The sequence below is a fragment of the Thalassobaculum salexigens DSM 19539 genome (assembly GCF_000423805.1).
GTDB classification, from domain to species: Bacteria; Pseudomonadota; Alphaproteobacteria; order Thalassobaculales; family Thalassobaculaceae; genus Thalassobaculum; species Thalassobaculum litoreum.
The window spans coordinates 1,862,284-1,880,924 of record NZ_KE384093.1; the positions used below are offsets into that span (position 1 = coordinate 1,862,284).

The window sequence follows — 18,641 nt, forward strand, 5'->3', positions numbered from 1 at the left end:
GAATCCACGGTGCAGAGAGGGTCCCAAAATGAGCATGAAACTTCCCGCCGGCAGTGATCTGCCGGCGATGACGCTGGCCGCCGTCGGCGGCGGCGAGGTCACGCTGGGCGGCGCGCGCGACGGCTGGCAGGCGATTTTCGTCTATCGCGGTCTGCACTGCCCGATCTGCAAGACCTATCTCGGCAAGCTCGAGGCGAAGCTGGGCGAGTTCGCGGAGCTCGGTACCGAGGTGGTGGCCGTCTCCGGCGACCCGAAGGACAAGGCGGAGGCCTTCGCCAAGGAGGTCGGGCTCACGATGCCGGTCGCCTACGACCTCAGCGTGGCGCAGATGCGCGACCTCGGCCTGTATATCTCCACCCCGCGCAGCGACACCGAGACCGACCGGCCGTTCCCGGAGCCGGCGCTGTTCGTCACCACGCCGGAGGGCAAGCTGCAGATCGTCGAGATCGCCAACGCGCCCTTCGTGCGTCCAGACCTGGACCTGATCGTGCGCGGCCTGAACCGCGGCCGGGAGGGCTACCCGGTGCGCGGCACCATGGCGTGAGCCCGAACGGCGAGAGCCGGGTGACCGCGCGCGGTTGAAGTGCGGCACGACAGGGACGATCATGGGCGGGGCGGGGGTTCCGCCCATGCCGTTTCAGTCCCTGTCCCCCGTGCCGTCCCCCGGCCGCTGACCCTTCGGAGATCCCCATGGCCGCGTTCGCCGAGTACATGACCCACGACGCCCTGGCCCTGGCGGAACTGATCCGCGACGGTGAGGTGAGTGCCGGCGACGTGCTCGACTCGGCGCTGGAGCGGGCCGACGCGGTGAACCCGACGATCAACGCCATCGTCTCCCGCAACGACGGAGCGGCGCGCGGCCGGGTCGCCGCCGGCCTGCCCCAGGGGCCGCTCGCCGGGGTGCCGTTCCTGCTGAAGGATCTCGGCGCCATGCAGGCGGGGGTGAGCATGGGCAACGGCTCGCGCCTTTGGAAGGACTTCATCGGACCGATCGACTTCACCTATACCGAACGGGTGGAGGAGGCCGGCCTCGTGATCTTCGGGCGCACCAACACGCCGGAGCTCGGCATCTCCTGGACCACCGAGCCGGTGGTGAACGGCCCGACCCGCAATCCGTGGAACCTGGATCATTCCGCCGGCGGCTCCTCCGGCGGTGCGGCGGCGGCGGTGGCGGCCGGTATCGTGCCGGTGGCCCATGCGACCGACGGCGGCGGCTCGATCCGCATTCCGGCGGCGAATTGCGGTCTGTTCGGCCTGAAGCCGACCCGGGCGCGCAATCCGGCCGGCCCGGTGCTGGGCGAGGGCTGGTCGGGCCTGTCGACCGGCCATGTGGTCAGCCGCAGCGTGCGCGACAGTGCCGCCCTGCTGGACGCCACCCAGGGCCCGGCCCCGGGCGATCCCTATGCCGCCCCGGTGCCGGACGGGCCGTACCTGGCCGAGGTCGGCCGCGATCCGGGAAGGCTGCGCGTGGCGCTGCACCTGACGGGTCTGGACGGCACGCCGCTGAACCCGGAGAACAAGGCCGCCGCCGAGGCCGCGGCGAAACTGTTCGCCGATCTCGGCCATGAGGTGGAGGAGGCGATGCCGCAGGTCGATACCGACGCCCTGCGCGACGCCCTGACCGTCATCATCGCCGGCAATCTCTGGGTCGGGATATCGGCCCGCTACCAGCAACTCGACCGGAAGCCGGACGGCGAGGGGCTGGAGAAGGTGACCTGGACCTGGGCGAAGCACGGTCGCGAACGGGCGGCCGCCGACTACGCCGCCGCCGTCGCCACAATCCACAAGGCCGGCCGCCAGCTCGCCGCCTTCTACGCGCAATACGACGTCATGCTGTCGACGGTGCTGCGCAACCCGCCGCGCCCGCTGGGGTTCCTGGGGCAGGACGAGCGCGAGCTGGACGACTTCATCGCCGCGCTCGGCGACGAGATGCCGGTGACCCCGCTTGCCAACATGACCGGCACGCCGGCCATGTCGCTGCCGCTGGCCTGGAGCAACGACGGCCTGCCGATCGGCATCCATGTGGGCGCGGCCTTCGGACGCGAGGACCTGCTGCTGCGGCTCGCGGGCCAGGTGGAACAGGCGCAGCCCTGGGCGGACAGGCGGCCGGAGATCTGAGCCCATGCTGTCCTTCGAGGAGTATGCCGACCAGGACGCGCTTGGCCTGGCGAAGCTGATCCGCGACGGCGAGGTCTCCGCCGCCGAGGTGGTCGACGCCGCTCTGGCCCGTGCCGACGCGGTCGAGCCGCAGATCAATGCCCTCGTGGCCCGGCGAGACGACGTCGCCCGCGAGCAGGCGGCCGCGCCGTCCGGCAAGGGCTCCTTCGCCGGGGTGCCTTTCGTCTTCAAGGATCTGGGTTGCTGGCAGGAAGGCTGGCCCGCGGAGGCGGGATCCAACCTCTGGAAGGGCTTCGTCGCCCCGAGGGACTTCACCCACACCAGCCGGGTCAAGGAGACCGGCGCGATCCCCATCGCGCGGACGACCACGTCTGAATTCGGCATCAGCATCTCCACAGAGACGGAAGCCTGCGGGCCGACCCGCAACCCCTGGAACCTGGAGCGGTCGGCCGGCGGCTCTTCCGGCGGGACGGCGGCGGCGGTCGCGGCCGGCATCGTGCCCATGGGCCATGGCAGCGACGGCGGTGGCTCGATCCGCATCCCGGCGGCCAATTGCGGGCTGTTCGGCCTGAAGCCGAGCCGGGGGCGCAACCCGTTCGGGCCGTTCGTCGGCGAGGGCTGGGCCGGGCTCGCCTGTCAGCACGTGCTGTCGCGCAGCGTCCGGGACAGTGCCGCCATGCTGGACGCCACCCAGGGGGCGGAGCCGGGCGATCCCTATGCCTGTCCGCCGCCGACGCGGCCGTATCTGCAGGAGGTGGGAGAGGATCCCGGCCGGCTGCGCGTGGCCTACCACGTCACCGGTCTGGGCGGTCTGCCGCTCGACCCGGTGAACAAGGCGGCGGTGCTGGACGCGGTAGACCTGCTCCAGGCGCTCGGTCATGAGGTGGAGGAGGCGCATCCCGAGGTCGACACCGAGGTTCTTGGACCGGCGATGATCGCGGTCGTCGCCCCGAACCAGAAACTCGCCCTCGACGCCCGCTACACCCAGCTCGGCCGCCCGCCGGAGGACGGTGACGTGGAGGCCGTCACCCGGGCCTTCGCCGAGCGGGCGGCCGATCTGACCGCCGCCGACTATGCCGCCGCGGTCCAGGCCTTCCATCAGCTCGGTCGACGGTTCGGCGCTTTCTTCGAGCGCTACGACGTGCTGGTCTCCACGACCCTGGCCCAGCCGCCGGCCGAGATCGGCGAGATCCGCACCGACTGCGGAACGGCGGACGGCTTTCTTGAGGATGTCTGGCAGAGGATGCCCGTGACCCAGTATTTCAACATGACCGGCTGCCCCGCCATGTCGGTGCCTCTGTATTGGTCGCCGCGCGGCCTGCCCATCGGCGTGCATGTGGGCGCCGGCTTCGGCCGCGAGGACGTGCTGTTCCGCCTCGCCGCCCAGTTGGAGGAGACCCGGCCCTGGTTCCATCGGAGGCCGTCGCTTTGAGCTTCGTATTGACCCAGGATCAGGAGGAGTTGGTCGCGGCTGTCGGACGGATCGCCGACCGGTTCGACGGCGCCTACTGGCGCGACAAGGACGCCACGGCGGTCTTCCCGCACGAGTTCGCCTCCGCCATGGCCGAGGGCGGCTGGCTCGGCATCGCCATGCCGGAGGAGGTCGGCGGTGCGGGCCTAGGGGTCACCGAGGCGGCGCTGATGATGGAGCGGGTGGCCCACTCGCCCGGCGCGATGGCCGCCGCCTCGTCGATCCATATCAACATCTTCGGTCTGCACCCGGTCGTCGTTTTCGGCACGCCCGAGCAGCGCCAGCGTTTCCTGCCGCCGCTGATCGCGGGCGAGGAGCGGGGCTGCTTCGGCGTGACGGAGCCGGACTCGGGGCTCGACACCGGTCGTCTGAAGACCCGGGCGGAGCGCGACGGCGACGTCTACCGGATTACCGGCCGCAAGATCTGGACCTCCACCGCCCAGGAGGCGGACCGGGTGCTGATCATCGCCCGCACGTCGCCGCCGGAGGCCGGCAAGAAGCCGACCGACGGCCTCACCCTGTTCTACGCGCCGCTCGACCGCAGCAAGGTGGAGGTGCGGGCGATCGACAAGATGGGCCGGCACGCGGTGGACTCCAACATGCTGTTCATCGACGGGCTGGAGGTGCCGGTCGAGGATCGGATCGGCGAGGAAGGGCAGGGATTCCGCTGCCTGCTGCACGGGCTCAACCCGGAGCGCATCCTGATCGCCGCCGAGGCCATCGGCGTCGGCCGGCAGGCGCTGGAGGCGGCCACCGCCTATGCCCGCGAGCGCGAGGTGTTCGGCCGGCCGATCGGTCAGAATCAGGCGATCCAGCATCCGCTGGCCGAGTGCTGGATGGCGCTGGAGGCGGCCTGGCTCATGGTGCTGAAGGCTGCGTCGCTCTACGATTCAGGCGCGCCTTGCGGCGCCGAGGCGAATTCGGCGAAGTACCTGGCGGGCGAGGCCGCGTTCCGGGCCTGCGAACGGGCGGTCATGACCCTGGGCGGCATGGGCTATGCGGCCGAATACGACGTGGAACGGTATTTCCGGGAAGTGCTGATCACTCGCATCGCCCCGGTCTCGCCGGAGCTGATCAAGTGCTTCATCGCCGAACGGGTACTGGGCCTGCCGCGCAGCTATTGAGGGCGAGGGAGGCTCAGCGCTTGCCGATCTTGCTGTCGAGACCGAGCATCTGTCGACGCAGCTCCTCGATGGGGTCGACGGCGCCGCCCTTCTTTCGTCCGCCGTTCAGGACGGGATCGTCGGGAAGTTTCCGCCAGTCCCAGTCCTTGTGGTCATCCTCCGGATCCCAGTCGTCCTCCGCCGGAGGCGCCGGTTTCGGGGTCGGTGCCTTGGCGGCGCGGCCCACGCTCGGCATCTTCGGATTGCCGGGCATGGCACCGAGCTTCCAGGCCTTTCCGGCCTCGTCGTCTTCGGCGCGCGCCTGGCGCTTGGCGGGGCGCTTCGGCTGCTTGGGAGGCGGCGGCGGCGTTTCGGCGGCGGCGTCCTGGAAGATGGGCTTCCACTGGAGCGGCTCGTCATCGCTTATTGGCTGCCTGTTCGCCGTCGGGGCGCCGGCCTTGCCGTCGCGGGTCGGAACCGCGCGCCGGCGCCGTTCCAGAAGATCCCGTTCCGTGGTGGCCTGCTTCTCGGCCTTGGCGCTGATCATGAGGCGATCTTCGGGTGGCAGGCTGTCGAAGGTCTGCTCGGCCCGCTGATAGTCCTGGCGCAGACCCGAGTCGGCGGCGCGCTCCAGCCGTTCTTTCAGCCGTGCGCCCGACGCGGAGCTCTTGCTCGATTGCGCCAAGATTCGGAGGCTGCGGCGATCGATATCGCTCAGCCGCTCGTCATCGGACATCGTCGTCCCACCGATTAAGGCCTCAGGAAGAGGCCTCGATTTCCCCACCGATGAAGAATACCAGCGAATATAGCTAAAATTCAATACATCAAGTCATGGAGACACATCGACTTGCGATCATTCGACGCGTCAAAAGATGAAATTGATGTCGGTGAGGCCGATATCCTGCACGCCCACCAAACGCACCGCGTCGCTGTAGCCGTAGGTCGATCCGGAGGTGTCGGGGTCGATCCGCAGCAGCATGTCGTCGCCGTCATCGAACAGCTGCATATAGAGGGTCGATCCCGAAACCCCTGAGGCAAATGCGCCGGAGACGTCGATGAATTCGCCGACCACGAAATCGGCGATGACATCGATTTCGGCATAATTCTGCTGGTCGCCGTCGACGACGAAGGTGTCGAGCCCGCCGCCGCCATAGAGCGTGTCGGCATCGGCCACCAGGGTATCGGAGCCGCTGACCGTCCCGTTCAGGATATCGTCGCCCCGGTTGCCGTACAGCACATCGTTACCGCGGGATCCGGATATGACGTCGTTGTCCTGGCCGCCGTAGATCGTGTTGTTGCCATAGGAACCGACCAGTGTGTCGTTTCCGAAGTTGCCGTAGATGACATCGGCATCGGTGCTGGTGCTGGACGAGGCATCGGCATAGACCTCGTCGTTGTCCTGTCCGCCATACAGGGTATCGACACCGGCCCCGCCGAAGATGACGTCTGCTCCCTTATTTCCGTACACGAGGTCGTCGCCGTCGTCGCCCGACATGTAGTCGCTGTCATCGCCGCCGGCCAACGTGTCGTTGCCGGAGCCACCGCTCATCCGGTCGATGCCGGCGCCGCCGTACATGAGGTCGTCGTTGCCATTGCCGGACAGCGTGTCGTTGCCGTGATTGCCCATGATGAAATCGTTGCCGACGCCGCCGCTCAGGATGTCGTTGTCCTGACCGCCATACAGCGAGTCGATCGCGTCGCCGCCGAAGACCGTGTCGTCGCCGGCATTGCCGTAGACGATGTCCTCGCCCTGGCTGCCGGAAAGGGCGTCGTTGTCCTGTCCACCGAAGATCGTGTCGTCGCCGGCATTGCCCTGAATGGTGTCACTGTCGCCGTTGCCGTACAGAAGGTCCGAGGCGTTCAGGCCCTGAATGAAGTCATTGCCCGCATTGCCCAGGATGCTGTCGCTATCGACCGTGCCGATGATCGTTTCTGAGGCGACGGTTCCGTTGATCAGAGCCATTTGATCGCACCGAGTGAGTGGCTGGAGTAGCTGACGAAGAGTCTCAATCACCTGGCGAGCCGCGCAAGCATTAAATTTAACCTATATTTACGGAAAAGGCCCGTAGCATCTGTTTTTACTCGCGAATCGCGACCCGGGCCCCGGCGGGGCGATTGTCCGGAACGCCTTGAGAATGACACGATTTCCGGCTATCGCTTGCCGACCTTGAACGGGAGGACGCCATGGGGATGACCGCTCGCATTTTCTCCGCAGCCGCCGTGCTGATCGGCCTGGCCGCCGCCACTCCGGCGCTGGCAGACGAGGCGCGAATCGGGATTGAACTTAACAAACTCGAGCCGACGGAGGCGGCCTGTCGGTCCTATATCGTCGTGCGCAATCCGGCGGATCAGACCTTCACCGCCTTCAATATGGAAGTGCTGGTGTTCGACACCGACGGGGTGATTCAGAACCGCATCGCCATGGATCTGGCGCCGATCCGGCCGAACAAGACCAGCGTGCTGATCGTCAATCTCGCCGGCATCCAGTGCGACAGGATCGGCGAGGTTCTGGTGAACAGCTTCCTCGATTGCGAACGCGGCGATGAGCGCCTGGGCGACTGCCTCGCCCGGGTCGATCTGTCCTCCAAGACCGGCGCCCGCCTGTTCAAATAGCCCTGCATCCGTGCCCGGTTCGCGCTCCCGGGCGCGGCCGGTGCATCGTTATATCCTAACGCGCACCATTGCGAGGGGACGCAAGGAGGCTCACGGTCGGAGCAACCTGGAGGTGAGTGATGTCCGGATCCTGTGGACACGACGTTGCGTTCGACGGCATGTCGACCGGCTATAAGCGCGCCCTGATCGCGGTGGTGCTGATCAATGCGGCCATGTTCGTGGTCGAACTCGGCGGCGGTGCCTTCGCCGGCTCCATGGCGCTGACGGCGGACAGTCTGGACTTCCTGGCGGACAGCCTGACCTACGCGGTAAGCCTCTGGGTGATCGGCAAGGCGGTCACCTGGCGCGCCTGGGCCGCCTTCGGCAAGGGTGTGTCCCTGGCGGTGATGGGCGTGGGCGTGTTCGCCACCACCGTCTATCAGATCTTCGTGCTGGGCGTGCCCGACGCGGCCGTGATGAGCGGCATCGGACTGCTGGCCATGGCGGCCAATGTCGCCAGCGTGCTGATCCTGTTCAACTGGCGGGACGGCGACGCCAATGTGCGCTCGGTCTGGCTGTGCTCGCGCAACGACGCCATCGGCAATGCCGCCGTGGTCGTGGCGGCCGGTCTGGTCTGGTGGAGCGGCACCGGCTGGCCCGACGTGATCGTCGCCCTGCTGATGTCCGGCCTGTTCCTGCGCTCGGCCTATCAGATCCTGACCCAGTCGATCGCCGAGCTTAAGCAGGCCAAGGCGAACGGTCCGGAGCACGACCATGTGCACGCGCCGGCGCCGGAGGCGGGCGAGTAATTGCCTCTCCCGCGGCCGGAGCCGACTTATCCGGTTCCGGTCGCCCCTTGCGCACTCTACCTTTCGGCTGAGCCACAGCCGTGAGAGTAGGGCGATGACCGATACACAAGACGCCATCCGAACCTTCGCCGACCACGTGATCGCCACGCCGGTTGAGGCGATCCCGGCCGATGCGATCCGCGCCGCCAAGACCTTTCTGCTGGACAGTCTCGGGGTCGGGGTAGCCGGCACCCGGGCGGGCCATGTGGATGCGTGGATCGGCGGGTATGGAGGCGCGGTTTCCGGTCCGGGCGGGCGCGTCTGGGGTCTGGGCGGCACTCTGCCGACCCCGGCCGCCGCGGCGGTCAACGGCTATCTGATCCACAATTCGGAATACGACTGCGTGCACGAGGGGGCGGTGCTGCACCCGATGGCGACGCTGCTTTCGGCGCTGATGGCCGAGATGGAGGCGCGGGCGGCGGCGGGGCGGCCGACCGACGGCAAGGCGCTGCTGCGCGCCATCGTGCTCGGCGTCGACGTCTCCACCTCCATCGGCAACGCGGTGACCACGGGGCTGAAGTTCTTCCGCCCGGCCACTGCCGGCGGCTTCGGGGCCACGGCGGCGGTCGGGGCCATCGCCGGCCTCGACCGCGAGACGATGCTCGACGCCTTCGGCCTGTATTACGCCCAGGCCGGGGGCACCATGCAGGCCCATACCGAGGGACTGGCGCTGCTCGCCATGCAGGCCGGGTTCTGCGCCCGCGACGCGGTCGTCGCCGTCCACATGGCCGAGCAGGGCATTCCTGGCACCCGGGGCACCCTGGAGGGTCCGTACGGCTATCTGCGGATCATGGAGGACGACTACGACCGTGCGGCGCTGCTGGACGGGCTGGGCCGGGTCTGGCGCATCACCGAGGTCGCCCACAAGCCGTTCCCGAGCGGCCGCGCCACCCACGGCCTGCTCGACGGGCTGTCGACGCTGCAGGCCGAGCACCACGTTCCCGTCGACGCGGTCGAACGGGTCGAGGCGGCGGTCCCGCCCCTGACCCAGCGGCTGATCGGCCGGCCGGTGAAGCCGGGGATGACGGCGAACTATGCCCGGCTCTCCGGCCCGTACACGGCGGCACGCTTGCTGCTGACCGGCAAACTCGACCTGACCGATTTCACGGAGGCGGCGCTGGCCGACCCCGCCACGCTGGACCTCGGTGCGCGGATCGCGGTGACCGTCGACGGCAATCCCGATCCCAACGCCTTCTCGCCGGTCGCCGTTGCCGTGGTGCTGAAGGACGGCCGGCGCCTGGAGCGCCGGGTCGAGGTGGTCTATGGCAGCCCCGCCAAGCCGATGAGCCGGGAGGCGCATCTGGAGAAGTTCCGCCGCAACATGGCCCATGGCCGCGGCGGCCTGCCGGCGGAGAACGCGGACCGGCTGATCGCCCTGGTGGACGATCTGGAGAGCGTCGCCGATACCCGCGCGCTGATCGACCTGATCGTTCCGGCGTGACACCTTGACCCGTGCGGGATACCGGGGCAGGAGGGGGACAGCGATTCCATACCCGAACATGGCCGGCTTTCGATGACAGGACTGGTTGATCTCTCGCTCGCCGAGATGGTGGGCGGGCTCGATGACGGCGCGATCTCCTCCGTGGACCTGGTGACGGCCCATCTGCAGGCGATCGCGGCAGCGAACCCGGTCCTGAACGCGGTCTGGGACGTCGATGCCGACGGTGCGCTCGCCGCCGCCCTGGAAAGCGATGCCCGGCGCGGCGAGGGGGCGATCCTGTCGGAGCTGGACGGCATCCCGGTCGGGCTTAAGGACAATATCGACGTGGCCGGACGTCCCAGCACCGCCGGGCTCGGCCTCGCCTGGACGCCCGGCGCGGATGCCGCGGTGACCGGCCGCCTGCGCGAGGCGGGGGCGATCCCGATCGCCAAGCTTGCCATGCACGAGGCGGCCCTGGGGGCGACCAGCGACAATCCCCATCGCGGCCGGGTCGACAATCCCGCCGTGCCGGGCCACACGCCCGGCGGCTCGTCGGGAGGATCGGCGGCGGCGGTCGCAGCCGGGCTGGTGCCGCTGGCGCTGGGCACCGACACGCTGGGCTCGGTGCGGATTCCGGCGGCCTATTGCGGGGTGGCGGGCTTCAAGCCGAGCTTCGACCTGCTGCCGATGGGCGGGGTGACGCCGCTGTGCTGGACCCTCGACCATGTGGGACCGCTGGCCCGCTCGGTCTTCGACCTGGCGCTGTCCCTGCCGGTGCTGGCCAATGTCGAGGCCGAGCCGGTGGACCTCCGCGGCCTGGTGCTGGGCTGGCCCGCCGAGGTGGATAATTGCGAGATCGAGCCGGCGGTGCAGGGGGTGATCGACGCGGCGCTGGACCGGCTGCGGGCCGGCGGGGTGACGATCCGCCAGATCAAACTGGGGCTCGGCGATCTCGCCCTGCTGCGCCGGGCCGCCCTGCTGCTGATCGAGGCCGAGGGGGCGGTGGCGCTGGAGGAGATCTGGCGCGACCATCCCGAGGCCCTGTCCGACACTCTGACCGACATGCTGAGTTACGGCCGCGATGCGCCGGCAGCGAAATACGTGAAGGCCTATCGGCGCGTGGAGACCGCGGGCGAACTGATCAACGCCGCCTTCGACGACGTGGACGCCCTGATCCTGCCGACGGTGCCGCAGACCGCCTTCGCCGCCGATGCGCCGGTGCCGGTCAATCAGGCGGACCTGACCTCGCTCGCCAATTACGCGGGCGCGCCGGCGGTCAGTCTGCCGGTCCCGGGCGGCGGCGCCCCGGTGGGGCTGCAGCTCGTCGGTGGGTTCTACGAGGACGCGCGGCTGATCGGCATGGCCCTGGCGGTGGAGGATCTTCTGCGGCGATAGGGGCGGCAAGATCCCAGCGGTCACCCGCCGATGCGCACCGCGCTGGCGAGCTGTTTCACCGTCTTGGTCACCGCCATGGCGACGATCTTGCCGGTCTTGCGGTTCTCCTCGGCGACGGCGACGTTCTCGGTGAAGGAGAACGAGCCGAAGGCGCCGCGGGCTTCCACCGTGATGATGTGGGTCTCGATGGTCGGGTCGGCGACGATCGTCAGCTTCGTGCGGTCCAGCCCGATCCCGGCCAGCGCCACCGCGGCGGAGATGTTCACGTTCTGCGGATAGGTTGCGGCTCCCTCACGAGCTGAGCCCTCGAAGATCACCGTCGGTTCCGTCATGCGGTCCAGGTCGAACATCTGCTCGGCCGCGGTGCCGTACCAGGCGCTGGGGTCCTTGCGGACGGTCATCTCCACCGCGTCGAGCCCGCCGACGGCGGCGCCCGACAGGATGTCCAGCGCGCCGATCCCGGCAGAGGCCAGGGTGAGGGAGGTGCCGCCTTCCTCCGCCGCCTGGCGGCAGCTCTCGTACAGCGCGTCGTCAGTGAACGCGCCGATGGAGGTGACGATCACCCGCACACCGCGCTTCAGCAGCGGGATCACGTGATCGCGGACCGCCTGATGGCCCGCCCCCTCCAGCACCACGTCGTACTCACCGGCATGGAACGCCACGGGGTCGGTGAGGTAGTCCGGTCCGTTCGCCGCCTGCGGGCGTGTGGTGCGGACCAGCACCGCCGGAATGGCGATGCTGCCCTCCAACTCGTTGGCAACGAAGTCGATCACGTGGGCGCCGATGGCGCCGGCCCCGATCAGGCCGAGGCGCAGGGGAGGTTTGCTTTGCATCCGGTCAGCTTACGCCCGGCAGGGGTCCGTGCCCAAGCCACCATCGTGCGCCCGGCTCATTCCGCCGCCGAGGTCTCCTCGATCCAGCCGTCGTCGTCGAGCAGGATCCAGTCCAGCTCGGGCTCGGCAAGGAAGTCGATGGTATGGACCACGACGTTCTCGTCCTCGATCAGCACCACATTGTAGCTCGGTGCCAGCGGGCCGATGCCGATCGCGTTGCGTCCGCCCAGATCCTGCGCGTTCGGATGGTTGGTGGAGCGCGGCGCCGACATGGGAATGCCGCAGACCGAGCCGGACAGGGTGGAATGGCAATGACCGAAGAAGATGTGGCGGATCGTGTCCCGGTACTGGGCGAGCAGGGCGCGGACCGGGGCGCCGTCGAGCAGGCCGATCATGTCGGAGGCCGGCGCGCCGATCGGGCAGGGATGGTGGTGCATGAAAACATAGGCCGCCTGGCCCGCCGCCCGGGCGCGGGCCAGTTCGGTCGCCAGCCAGCGCTGCCGGTCCTCGCCGTAGCGCCCGGCATGGGTACCCGGCTCCAGGGTGTCGAGATACAGGAAACGGCCCGCCGGGGTATCCTCGGCATATTGCACGAAGCCGCCGGCATCGACCGGGATTTCCGGAAAGACCGCGCGGAAAGTGTCGCGGTCGTCGTGGTTGCCGAGCAGCAGGCGGGGGTCGAGCGGCGACGCCATGACGATCTCGCGCAGCTGGGCGTAGGAATGGCGCGATCCGTGATGGGTGAGATCTCCGGTGATGACCACCCGGTCGGCGTTCCGGTGATGGGTCTCCACATGCGCGAGACAGGCGGTGAAATTGGCGATCGGCGCCTGACCCAGGATCTTGTCGTCCTGGATATGAATGTCGGTGATGTGGATCAGCTTCACGGTCGCCCCCAGGGTTCTGTCAGGTACCTTAGCCGGCGGATGTGACAGCTTTGCTGGCCTTGTACGGGTGTATCCGGGCCGTCGAGGAGCGGTCGGTCCCTGGCGCTGAAAAGATAGCCATAATTTATTGCCGGTATTATTGAGTGATTACAGTTTGATGGCTAAATGGATCGATGAATTATATATGTAAAGGGTAAATTATAAATTGACATTCATGCATAAAAGGCACGCTCTGTAGGTGAGTTAAAAATAAAACCATCCCACGGAACAAGGAATTTACGATGACTCTTCCCACTTGGATTAAGCCGGTTATTTTCGGTGTGGTGATTGGCGCGATTCTGGCGACGATCGTCGGGTTCACCGCCGGAGGTTGGATGACCGCCGGAAAGGCCGAGGTGGCCGCCAACGACCAGGCGGATGCCGAAGTCACGGCCGCGCTGCTGCCGATCTGCGTTGAGCTCGCCAGCCGTGATAGCGACCGGGCCGCCAAGATCGAGGCGATCCGCGCCAAGCCGTCCTATCAGCGCACCGAGGCCATGAACGATTCCGGCTGGACGACGATGCCCGGCACCGAGAAGGCCGAGCGCCGCGTCGCCTCGGCCTGTGCCGAGCAGCTACTGAACTGAGCCGCCTTCTGATCTGAGCTACCCATGAAAAACTCCCCGGTCGCGTGCGGCCGGGGAGTGAAGTCTGAGGTTACACTTCAGTCGTCCGGGGCAGCGTCAACGCTGGCCCCGCACTACCCGGCCGGGGAGCGCGCCCGTGGGCGAGCCGTCCCGGTAGGTCACTTCGCCCGCGGCGATGGTCGCCGCGTAGCCCTTCGACTTCTGCAGGAGGCGCTTGCCGCCCGCCGGGAGGTCGAAGGTGACGTAGGGGTCGGAGAAGCCGACCGAATCCCAGTCGATGACGTTCACATCCGCCTTCTTGCCCGCCTTCAGCACGCCGCGGTCGGACAGGCCGGCCGCGCCGGCGGTGTCGGAGGTGAGGCGCCGGATGACGTCCTCCATGGGGAAGCGCGAGCGGTCGCGGCCCCAGTAGCTCATCAACCAGGTCGGGAACCCGGCATCCAGGATGAAGCCCACATGGGCGCCGCCGTCGCCGAGGCCCATGATGACGTTCGGGTCGGCCATCATCGCTTCCGGCGCCGACATGTCGTAATTCACGAAATTGACCAGCGGCGTGTAGATGAACGCCTTGCCGTCACGCTCCAGCAGCATGTCGTAGGCGACCTCCTGGGCGGTGCGGCCCTCGCGCTCGGCGATGGCGGCGATCGACTGGTCGCGTTGCGGCTCGTAATTCGCCGGCGAGCCCAGGCGGAACATCTTGGAGAACGAGATCCGGTGGATCAGCGGGAAGGTGCTTTCCTTGATCGGATCGTCGGCCAGGATCTTGGCCCGCACCTCCGGATCGCGCATCGCTGCCACCCGCTTGTCGAGCGGCAGGTGGGCGATCGAGCGGTAGGTCTTGGTGCCGGAGAACGGGTTCTGGCTGCCCTCCAGGCCGAGCAGGATGCCGATCGGACGCGGGGCGGCCACCGGGCGGATCGAGAGGCCGTCGGCCTTCGCCTCGTTCGACATCCGCATCAGGTCGCGCCAGAAGTCCGGGCGGTCGTGGCGCTGGGTGAGGGAGAACACAGCGGTGCGGCCGCTCTTCTCCACGACCCGGCGCAGCACGGCGAACTCTCCCTCGGGGCTCGGCTCGTTCCAGTCGGACACGATCTCCAGAAAGCCGGAGCCGGCCTCCTTCATGCCCATGGCGATGCCGGTCAGCTCGTCCTCGTGGGCCCGCAGGGTCGGGGTCAGGTCGCCGGCCAGGGTCTTGTGGCTGATGGTGCGTGAGGTGGAGAAGCCGAAGGCGCCGGCCTGGATCGCGTCGCGGGTCAACTCGCGCATCTTCGCGATGTCGCCCTGGTTGGCCTGCTCGTGCTGGATCGCCCGCTCCCCCATCACATAGACGCGCAGGGCGGCATGGGGCAGCAGCGTGCACAGGTCGATGTCGCGGGGCAGACGGTCGAGGGTGTCGAGATACTCGCCGAAACTCTCCCACTGCCAGTTCAGGCCCTCATGCATGACCGGGCCGGGGATGTCCTCCACGCCTTCCATCAGCTCGACCAGCTTCTCGCGGTCGGCCGGCTTGCAGGGGGCGAAGCCGACGCCGCAATTGCCCATCACCGCCGTGGTGACGCCATGCCAGGCCGACGGCGCCATGTGCCGGTCCCAGACCGCCTGGCCGTCGTAATGGGTGTGGATATCGACGAAGCCGGGGGTGACGATCTTGCCCTTGGCGTCGATCTCCTCGGCCGCCTTGGTGGACCCGATATCACCCACCGCAAGGATCCTGTCGCCGGCAAGCGCCACGTCGCCCTCGTAGGCGGCGGCGCCGGTGCCGTCGACGATCGTGCCGCCACGGATGATGAGTGTCGCTTCGCTGGTCATGAGTGCTTCCTCCGATGGCCGAGTTCCCCGGCCTTATTCGTTGTCTTGGCAACTATAATCTAGCCAATTACCCCCACCCTCGTGAAGTGCATTCCGCGCACGACACTTTCTCTGCGGCGAAAGTCGTGGGTATCATCGTTTTCTCGCCACCGGACGGGCTCCCGCGCGTCCCCGGAACGACATCAATGAACGATAAGAACACTCCGTCGACGGCGGACCGTCCTGCTGACGAGATGCCGGCCGACCGGCCCGCGCTGGCGATCGCGATGCTGCTGTTCGCGATGTTCGTCTTCACCGCCATGGATGGCGTCGCCAAGGGACTGGCGGGGCAGGGGATGCCGCCGGAGCGGATCATCCTGCTGCGCTACCTGCTGGTCTCGGCGATCCTGCTGCCGGTGGTGCTGGCGCGCTGGAAGCACCGGCCGTTGCGGACCACCCGGCCGATACTGCACATCGTGCGCGGCGTGCTGCTGATCGGGTCGGCGACCCTGTTCGTCTATGCCATGCGCACGCTGCCGCTGGAGACGGCGACGGCCATCGGCTTCGTGTCGCCGCTCTATGTGACGGCCCTGTCGATCCCGTTCCTGGGGGAGAAGGTGGGGGTTCGGCGCTGGGCGGCGGTGGGTGTCGGCTTCGTCGGCGTGCTGGTGATCTTGCGGCCGGGAACCGAGTCCTTCGTGCTGGCGATGCTGATCCCGCTGTTCTCGTCGCTGTGCTGGGCGGTCGGGCTCATCATCACGCGGGCGATGCGCGGGCGCGAGGGGCCGCTGACCATCCTGGTCTGGTCGACCGCCAGCGGCATGATCGTGATCGCGCCCCTGGGCGTCGCCGGCTGGGAGATGCCGACCCCGATCCAGTGGGGCATGCTGGTGGCGATCGCCGCCTGCCATGCCGCCGGGCAGTATTTCACGATCCGCGCCTTCATGATGGCGTCGGCCTCGCTGCTGGCGCCGTTCTCCTACAGCACGATCATCTGGGCTACGTTGATCGGCATGTTCGCCTTCGGCTCCTACCCGGACATCGGCACCATCGCCGGCACCTGCCTGCTGGCGGGCGCCGGGCTGTATGTCTGGCACCGCGAACGCCAGGTCACCGGGCAGCCGACCGTGCCCGGCGGCTCGATCTCCGAGGTCGCCCAGGAGGCGCCGGAAAGCGTTGAGGTCGCGGCGGCGGCGGACGGCTCAGAAGGTCCTGGCACCCGTGACCGGTAGCATCACCGAATAGATCGAGGTGGTGCCGGCGATGAACATGCGGTTGCGCTTGGGTCCGCCGAACACCAGGTTCGCCACCCGCTCGCCGATCTTGATCCGGCCGAGCAGGGTGCCGTCGGGGGCGTAGCATTCCACGCCGGTGCCCGCACTGGTCCAGATCCGGCCCTCGGTATCCAGGCGGAAGCCGTCATAGATGCCGGTCTGGCAGGTCATCAGCACCTCGCCGCCGGACAGGCTGCCGTCCGCATTGACCGAGAACTTCCGGATATGCCGGTTGCCGTCCTTGTACCGGCTGAAGCCGCTGTCGACGATGTAGAGGGTCTGTTCGTCCACCGAGAAGGCGAGACCGTTGGGCCGCTGGAAGTCGTCGGCCACCACGGTCAGCCTGCCGCTGTCCGGGTCCAGACGGAACACGAAGTCGCCGTCCTGTTCCTGCGGCGCGGCGAAGCCCTCGTAGTCGCTGTCGATGCCGTAGGCCGGGTCGGTGAACCAGATCGAGCCATCGGACCGCACGACCACGTCGTTGGGGCTGTTCAGCTTCCTGCCGTCGTAGCTGTCGGCCAGCACGGTGATGCTGCCGTCGTGTTCGGTGCGGGTGACCCGCCGCGTGCCGTGTTCGCAGCTCACCAGCCGGCCCTGGCGGTCGACCGTGTGGCCGTTGGTGTAGTGACCGTGATTGCCGCGGAACACGCCGGTCTCGCCGGTGCATTCGTCCCAGCGCATGATCCGGTCGTTCGGGATGTCGCTCCACAGCAGCGAGCGCATCGCCGGAAAATAGACGGCACCCTCGGTCCAGCGCCCGCCGGTCCAGATACGCTCCACATTGGCGGCGGTCTTCACCAGGGTGCGGAACCGGTCGTCGAGGATATCGAAGTCGCTCTCGGCCAAGGCGGCCTCCTATGGCTGAAGTCGGTCGAGGAAGTCCTGGATGCGCCGGGCATTGGTGCCGAGATCGTGCCGGCCGATCCGTGAGCGCGAGCGCACATCCACGCGCGTGCCGTTTCCTTCGGGGCGCAGGCGCACCACCACGTCGTCCTTGAAGCGCATCATCGGGGTGGTGGCGACGGCTTCGAGCCGTCCCTCGGCCGGTTCGGCGGCGCGGATCCGCCAGTCCATGTCGATGGCGGCATCGCGCGCCCTCTCGAAGACGGCGTCGGGCGACGCGTCCAGGGTGAGGGGGCCGATCTCGGGATAGCCCCGGCGCTGCTTGTCGGCGAAGTCGGCCGGGTAGGACGGTGCGGGGGTGGCGACGAAGGCCGGCGGATCTGCCAGGTCGGTGGCGATGTCGTTGATGGAGGGCTTGGTGAACAGGGTCTGGAGCATGGGCGCCGTCACGTACAGCACGGCCAGGAGCGCACCGGTAAGGATGCAGAGAACCCCATAGGTGGCCGTGCTGCGTGCGGGCATCCCGTCACCCCTCCAGGAACTCCCGGGTCCACCGGGCGTAGTCGGCGTCGCGGGTGACCCGCTTCATCAGCTCGCCGGACGCCACCCCCTGCAGGTCGGCCGGCGCGGTGCCGTCGCGCAGCGCCTTCAGGGTGTTGTAGGTCGCCTGTACCGACGCGGCGAAGGGCTGGTGGCCGGTCAGGCAGATCCGCACACCGAGCGAGGCGAGCCAGTCGGCGTCGCGCAGGCTCTCCGGCAACCCGCCCAGCATGATCGGCAGCTCGGTCTCCGCCGCCACCGCCTCCAGGTCCGACTTCTCGGTGCCGCCGACGAGGAAGATCGCGTCGACCCCGGCGGCGTCATAGGCCTTCACCCGCGCGATGCAGTCGTCGAGGCCGGTGACCGCCAGCGCGCTGGTCCGCCCGAAGATCGACAGGGACTTGTCGACGCGACCGGCAAGGGCGGCCTTCATCTTGCCGGTGCCTTCCTCGACCGAGAGCAGGGCGGTCTTGCCGCCGGAGCGGTGGGCGTAGGGGAGGACCGTGTCCTCGATGCTCATGCCGGAGATGCCGGCGATCTCAAGCTCCTCGACCGTGCGCTGCACGTTGAGCGCGTTGCCGTAGCCGTGATCGGCGTCGACCATCAGGGGGATCGAGGAGGCGCGGCAGATGCGGCCCGCCTGGTCGGCGAACTCGCTGAGGGTGAGCACGATCAGGTCGGGCGCGCCCAGCACGGTCATCGAGGCGACGGAGCCGGCGAACATGCCGATCTCGAAGCCGACCTCCTCGGCGATCCGGGCCGAGATCGGATCGAAGACCGACCCCGGATAGACACAGGATTTGCCGCCCAGCACCGCGCGGAACCGCTCGCGCCGCTCACTCCACTTCATGTTCGTCTCCAACCCTTCAGTGTTCTTGGGCAGGAGACTAGCGGCGCCGGCGG

At 68.2% G+C, this 18,641-nt stretch carries 18 protein-coding genes; 10 read left to right on the plus strand and 8 right to left on the minus strand.

Annotated features, from left to right (window positions below):
* Positions 1 to 28 precede the first annotated feature (28 nt).
* From G578_RS0113090 to G578_RS0113105, 4 genes are all read left to right on the plus strand, one after another.
* Positions 29 to 544 carry a peroxiredoxin-like family protein gene (locus G578_RS0113090; protein WP_028794619.1) on the plus strand — a complete coding sequence of 172 codons (516 nt, stop codon included), beginning with the start codon at positions 29 to 31 and terminating at the stop codon, positions 542 to 544.
* A gap of 146 nt (positions 545 to 690) precedes the next feature.
* Positions 691 to 2,118, plus strand: coding sequence for an amidase (locus G578_RS0113095; protein ID WP_028794620.1), 1,428 nt, complete (start codon positions 691 to 693; stop codon positions 2,116 to 2,118).
* Between the two features lie 4 nt (positions 2,119 to 2,122).
* Positions 2,123 to 3,550: an amidase gene (locus tag G578_RS0113100; protein ID WP_169400857.1), complete on the plus strand. Its 1,428-nt coding sequence runs from the start codon at positions 2,123 to 2,125 to the stop codon at positions 3,548 to 3,550.
* The gene (locus G578_RS0113105) at positions 3,547 to 4,713 is read left to right on the plus strand and encodes an acyl-CoA dehydrogenase family protein (RefSeq protein ID WP_028794622.1); all 1,167 of its coding nucleotides are present in this window, start codon (positions 3,547 to 3,549) and stop codon (positions 4,711 to 4,713) included. The genes G578_RS0113100 and G578_RS0113105 overlap by 4 nt, the downstream gene beginning before the upstream one ends.
* Positions 4,714 to 4,726: 13 nt before the next feature.
* Here G578_RS0113105 and G578_RS0113110 read toward each other — a convergent pair whose 3' ends face one another.
* Positions 4,727 to 5,428, minus strand: coding sequence for a hypothetical protein (locus G578_RS0113110; protein ID WP_028794623.1), 702 nt, complete (start codon positions 5,426 to 5,428; stop codon positions 4,727 to 4,729).
* A gap of 129 nt (positions 5,429 to 5,557) precedes the next feature.
* A complete protein-coding gene (locus G578_RS26215) occupies positions 5,558 to 6,655 on the minus strand; it encodes a calcium-binding protein (RefSeq protein ID WP_051244760.1) in 1,098 nt (365 codons plus the stop codon).
* 227 nt (positions 6,656 to 6,882) lie between these two features.
* Between G578_RS26215 and G578_RS0113120 the strand changes: the two genes are divergently transcribed.
* The 4 genes from G578_RS0113120 to G578_RS0113135 all read left to right on the plus strand — a co-directional run bounded on the left by G578_RS0113120 (position 6,883) and on the right by G578_RS0113135 (position 10,947).
* The gene (locus tag G578_RS0113120) at positions 6,883 to 7,305 is read left to right on the plus strand and encodes a Tat pathway signal sequence domain protein (protein WP_156907310.1); all 423 of its coding nucleotides are present in this window, start codon (positions 6,883 to 6,885) and stop codon (positions 7,303 to 7,305) included.
* Positions 7,306 to 7,424: 119 nt separating this feature from the next.
* A complete protein-coding gene (locus tag G578_RS0113125; RefSeq protein ID WP_028794625.1) occupies positions 7,425 to 8,093 on the plus strand; it encodes a cation efflux transmembrane domain-containing protein in 669 nt (222 codons plus the stop codon).
* A 94-nt stretch (positions 8,094 to 8,187) separates the two neighbouring features.
* Complete coding sequence (locus G578_RS0113130) at positions 8,188 to 9,573, plus strand: MmgE/PrpD family protein (protein ID WP_028794626.1); 1,386 nt, start codon at positions 8,188 to 8,190, stop codon at positions 9,571 to 9,573.
* Between the two features lie 72 nt (positions 9,574 to 9,645).
* A complete protein-coding gene (locus G578_RS0113135) occupies positions 9,646 to 10,947 on the plus strand; it encodes an amidase (RefSeq protein ID WP_028794627.1) in 1,302 nt (433 codons plus the stop codon).
* Between the two features lie 20 nt (positions 10,948 to 10,967).
* On the opposite strand, the gene G578_RS0113140 is transcribed toward G578_RS0113135, so the two are convergent.
* The gene (locus G578_RS0113140) at positions 10,968 to 11,780 is read right to left on the minus strand and encodes an aspartate dehydrogenase (protein ID WP_028794628.1); all 813 of its coding nucleotides are present in this window, start codon (positions 11,778 to 11,780) and stop codon (positions 10,968 to 10,970) included.
* A gap of 56 nt (positions 11,781 to 11,836) precedes the next feature.
* A complete protein-coding gene (locus tag G578_RS0113145; RefSeq protein ID WP_028794629.1) occupies positions 11,837 to 12,667 on the minus strand; it encodes a metallophosphoesterase in 831 nt (276 codons plus the stop codon).
* A 374-nt stretch (positions 12,668 to 13,041) separates the two neighbouring features.
* On the opposite strand from G578_RS0113145, the gene G578_RS0113150 reads away from it, so the two are divergent.
* Complete coding sequence (locus G578_RS0113150) at positions 13,042 to 13,293, plus strand: hypothetical protein (protein ID WP_245565607.1); 252 nt, start codon at positions 13,042 to 13,044, stop codon at positions 13,291 to 13,293.
* Between the two features lie 96 nt (positions 13,294 to 13,389).
* Here the strand turns inward: G578_RS0113150 and G578_RS0113155 are convergent, their stop codons facing one another.
* Positions 13,390 to 15,102 (minus strand): N-acyl-D-amino-acid deacylase family protein, encoded by a 1,713-nt coding sequence (locus G578_RS0113155; RefSeq protein WP_028794631.1) that lies wholly within the window; start codon positions 15,100 to 15,102, stop codon positions 13,390 to 13,392.
* 185 nt (positions 15,103 to 15,287) lie between these two features.
* Here G578_RS0113155 and G578_RS26220 point away from each other — a divergent pair, with 185 nt between their 5' ends.
* Positions 15,288 to 16,313: a DMT family transporter gene (locus G578_RS26220; RefSeq protein WP_051244762.1), complete on the plus strand. Its 1,026-nt coding sequence runs from the start codon at positions 15,288 to 15,290 to the stop codon at positions 16,311 to 16,313.
* Here G578_RS26220 and G578_RS0113165 read toward each other — a convergent pair.
* Genes G578_RS0113165 through G578_RS0113175 form a run of 3 tightly spaced genes read right to left on the minus strand, consistent with a single transcriptional unit; the run spans position 16,284 to position 18,588 of the window.
* Positions 16,284 to 17,201 carry an SMP-30/gluconolactonase/LRE family protein gene (locus G578_RS0113165; RefSeq protein ID WP_028794632.1) on the minus strand — a complete coding sequence of 306 codons (918 nt, stop codon included), beginning with the start codon at positions 17,199 to 17,201 and terminating at the stop codon, positions 16,284 to 16,286. The genes G578_RS26220 and G578_RS0113165 overlap by 30 nt on opposite strands.
* A gap of 9 nt (positions 17,202 to 17,210) precedes the next feature.
* Positions 17,211 to 17,720 carry a DUF1499 domain-containing protein gene (locus G578_RS26225; RefSeq protein WP_051244764.1) on the minus strand — a complete coding sequence of 170 codons (510 nt, stop codon included), beginning with the start codon at positions 17,718 to 17,720 and terminating at the stop codon, positions 17,211 to 17,213.
* Positions 17,721 to 17,724: 4 nt separating this feature from the next.
* Positions 17,725 to 18,588, minus strand: coding sequence for an isocitrate lyase/PEP mutase family protein (locus G578_RS0113175; RefSeq protein ID WP_028794633.1), 864 nt, complete (start codon positions 18,586 to 18,588; stop codon positions 17,725 to 17,727).
* Between the last annotated feature and the right edge of the window lie 53 nt (positions 18,589 to 18,641).

Excerpts from the sequence above, each read along its gene's own strand:
- G578_RS0113095 (WP_028794620.1), top strand. The coding sequence starts at position 691 with ATGGCCGCGTTCGCCGAGTACATGACCCACGACGCCCTGGCCCTGGCG.
- G578_RS26220 (WP_051244762.1), top strand. The coding sequence starts at position 15,288 with ATGAACGATAAGAACACTCCGTCGACGGCGGACCGTCCTGCTGACGAG.
- G578_RS0113130 (WP_028794626.1), top strand. The coding sequence starts at position 8,188 with ATGACCGATACACAAGACGCCATCCGAACCTTCGCCGACCACGTGATC.
- G578_RS0113135 (WP_028794627.1), top strand. The coding sequence starts at position 9,646 with ATGACAGGACTGGTTGATCTCTCGCTCGCCGAGATGGTGGGCGGGCTC.
- G578_RS26215 (WP_051244760.1), bottom strand. The coding sequence starts at position 6,655 with ATGGCTCTGATCAACGGAACCGTCGCCTCAGAAACGATCATCGGCACG.
- G578_RS0113120 (WP_156907310.1), top strand. The coding sequence starts at position 6,883 with ATGACCGCTCGCATTTTCTCCGCAGCCGCCGTGCTGATCGGCCTGGCC.
- G578_RS0113155 (WP_028794631.1), bottom strand. The coding sequence starts at position 15,102 with ATGACCAGCGAAGCGACACTCATCATCCGTGGCGGCACGATCGTCGAC.
- G578_RS0113140 (WP_028794628.1), bottom strand. The coding sequence starts at position 11,780 with ATGCAAAGCAAACCTCCCCTGCGCCTCGGCCTGATCGGGGCCGGCGCC.
- G578_RS0113100 (WP_169400857.1), top strand. The coding sequence starts at position 2,123 with ATGCTGTCCTTCGAGGAGTATGCCGACCAGGACGCGCTTGGCCTGGCG.
- G578_RS0113110 (WP_028794623.1), bottom strand. The coding sequence starts at position 5,428 with ATGTCCGATGACGAGCGGCTGAGCGATATCGATCGCCGCAGCCTCCGA.
- G578_RS26225 (WP_051244764.1), bottom strand. The coding sequence starts at position 17,720 with ATGCCCGCACGCAGCACGGCCACCTATGGGGTTCTCTGCATCCTTACC.
- G578_RS0113175 (WP_028794633.1), bottom strand. The coding sequence starts at position 18,588 with ATGAAGTGGAGTGAGCGGCGCGAGCGGTTCCGCGCGGTGCTGGGCGGC.
- G578_RS0113090 (WP_028794619.1), top strand. The coding sequence starts at position 29 with ATGAGCATGAAACTTCCCGCCGGCAGTGATCTGCCGGCGATGACGCTG.
- G578_RS0113150 (WP_245565607.1), top strand. The coding sequence starts at position 13,042 with ATGACCGCCGGAAAGGCCGAGGTGGCCGCCAACGACCAGGCGGATGCC.
- G578_RS0113125 (WP_028794625.1), top strand. The coding sequence starts at position 7,425 with ATGTCCGGATCCTGTGGACACGACGTTGCGTTCGACGGCATGTCGACC.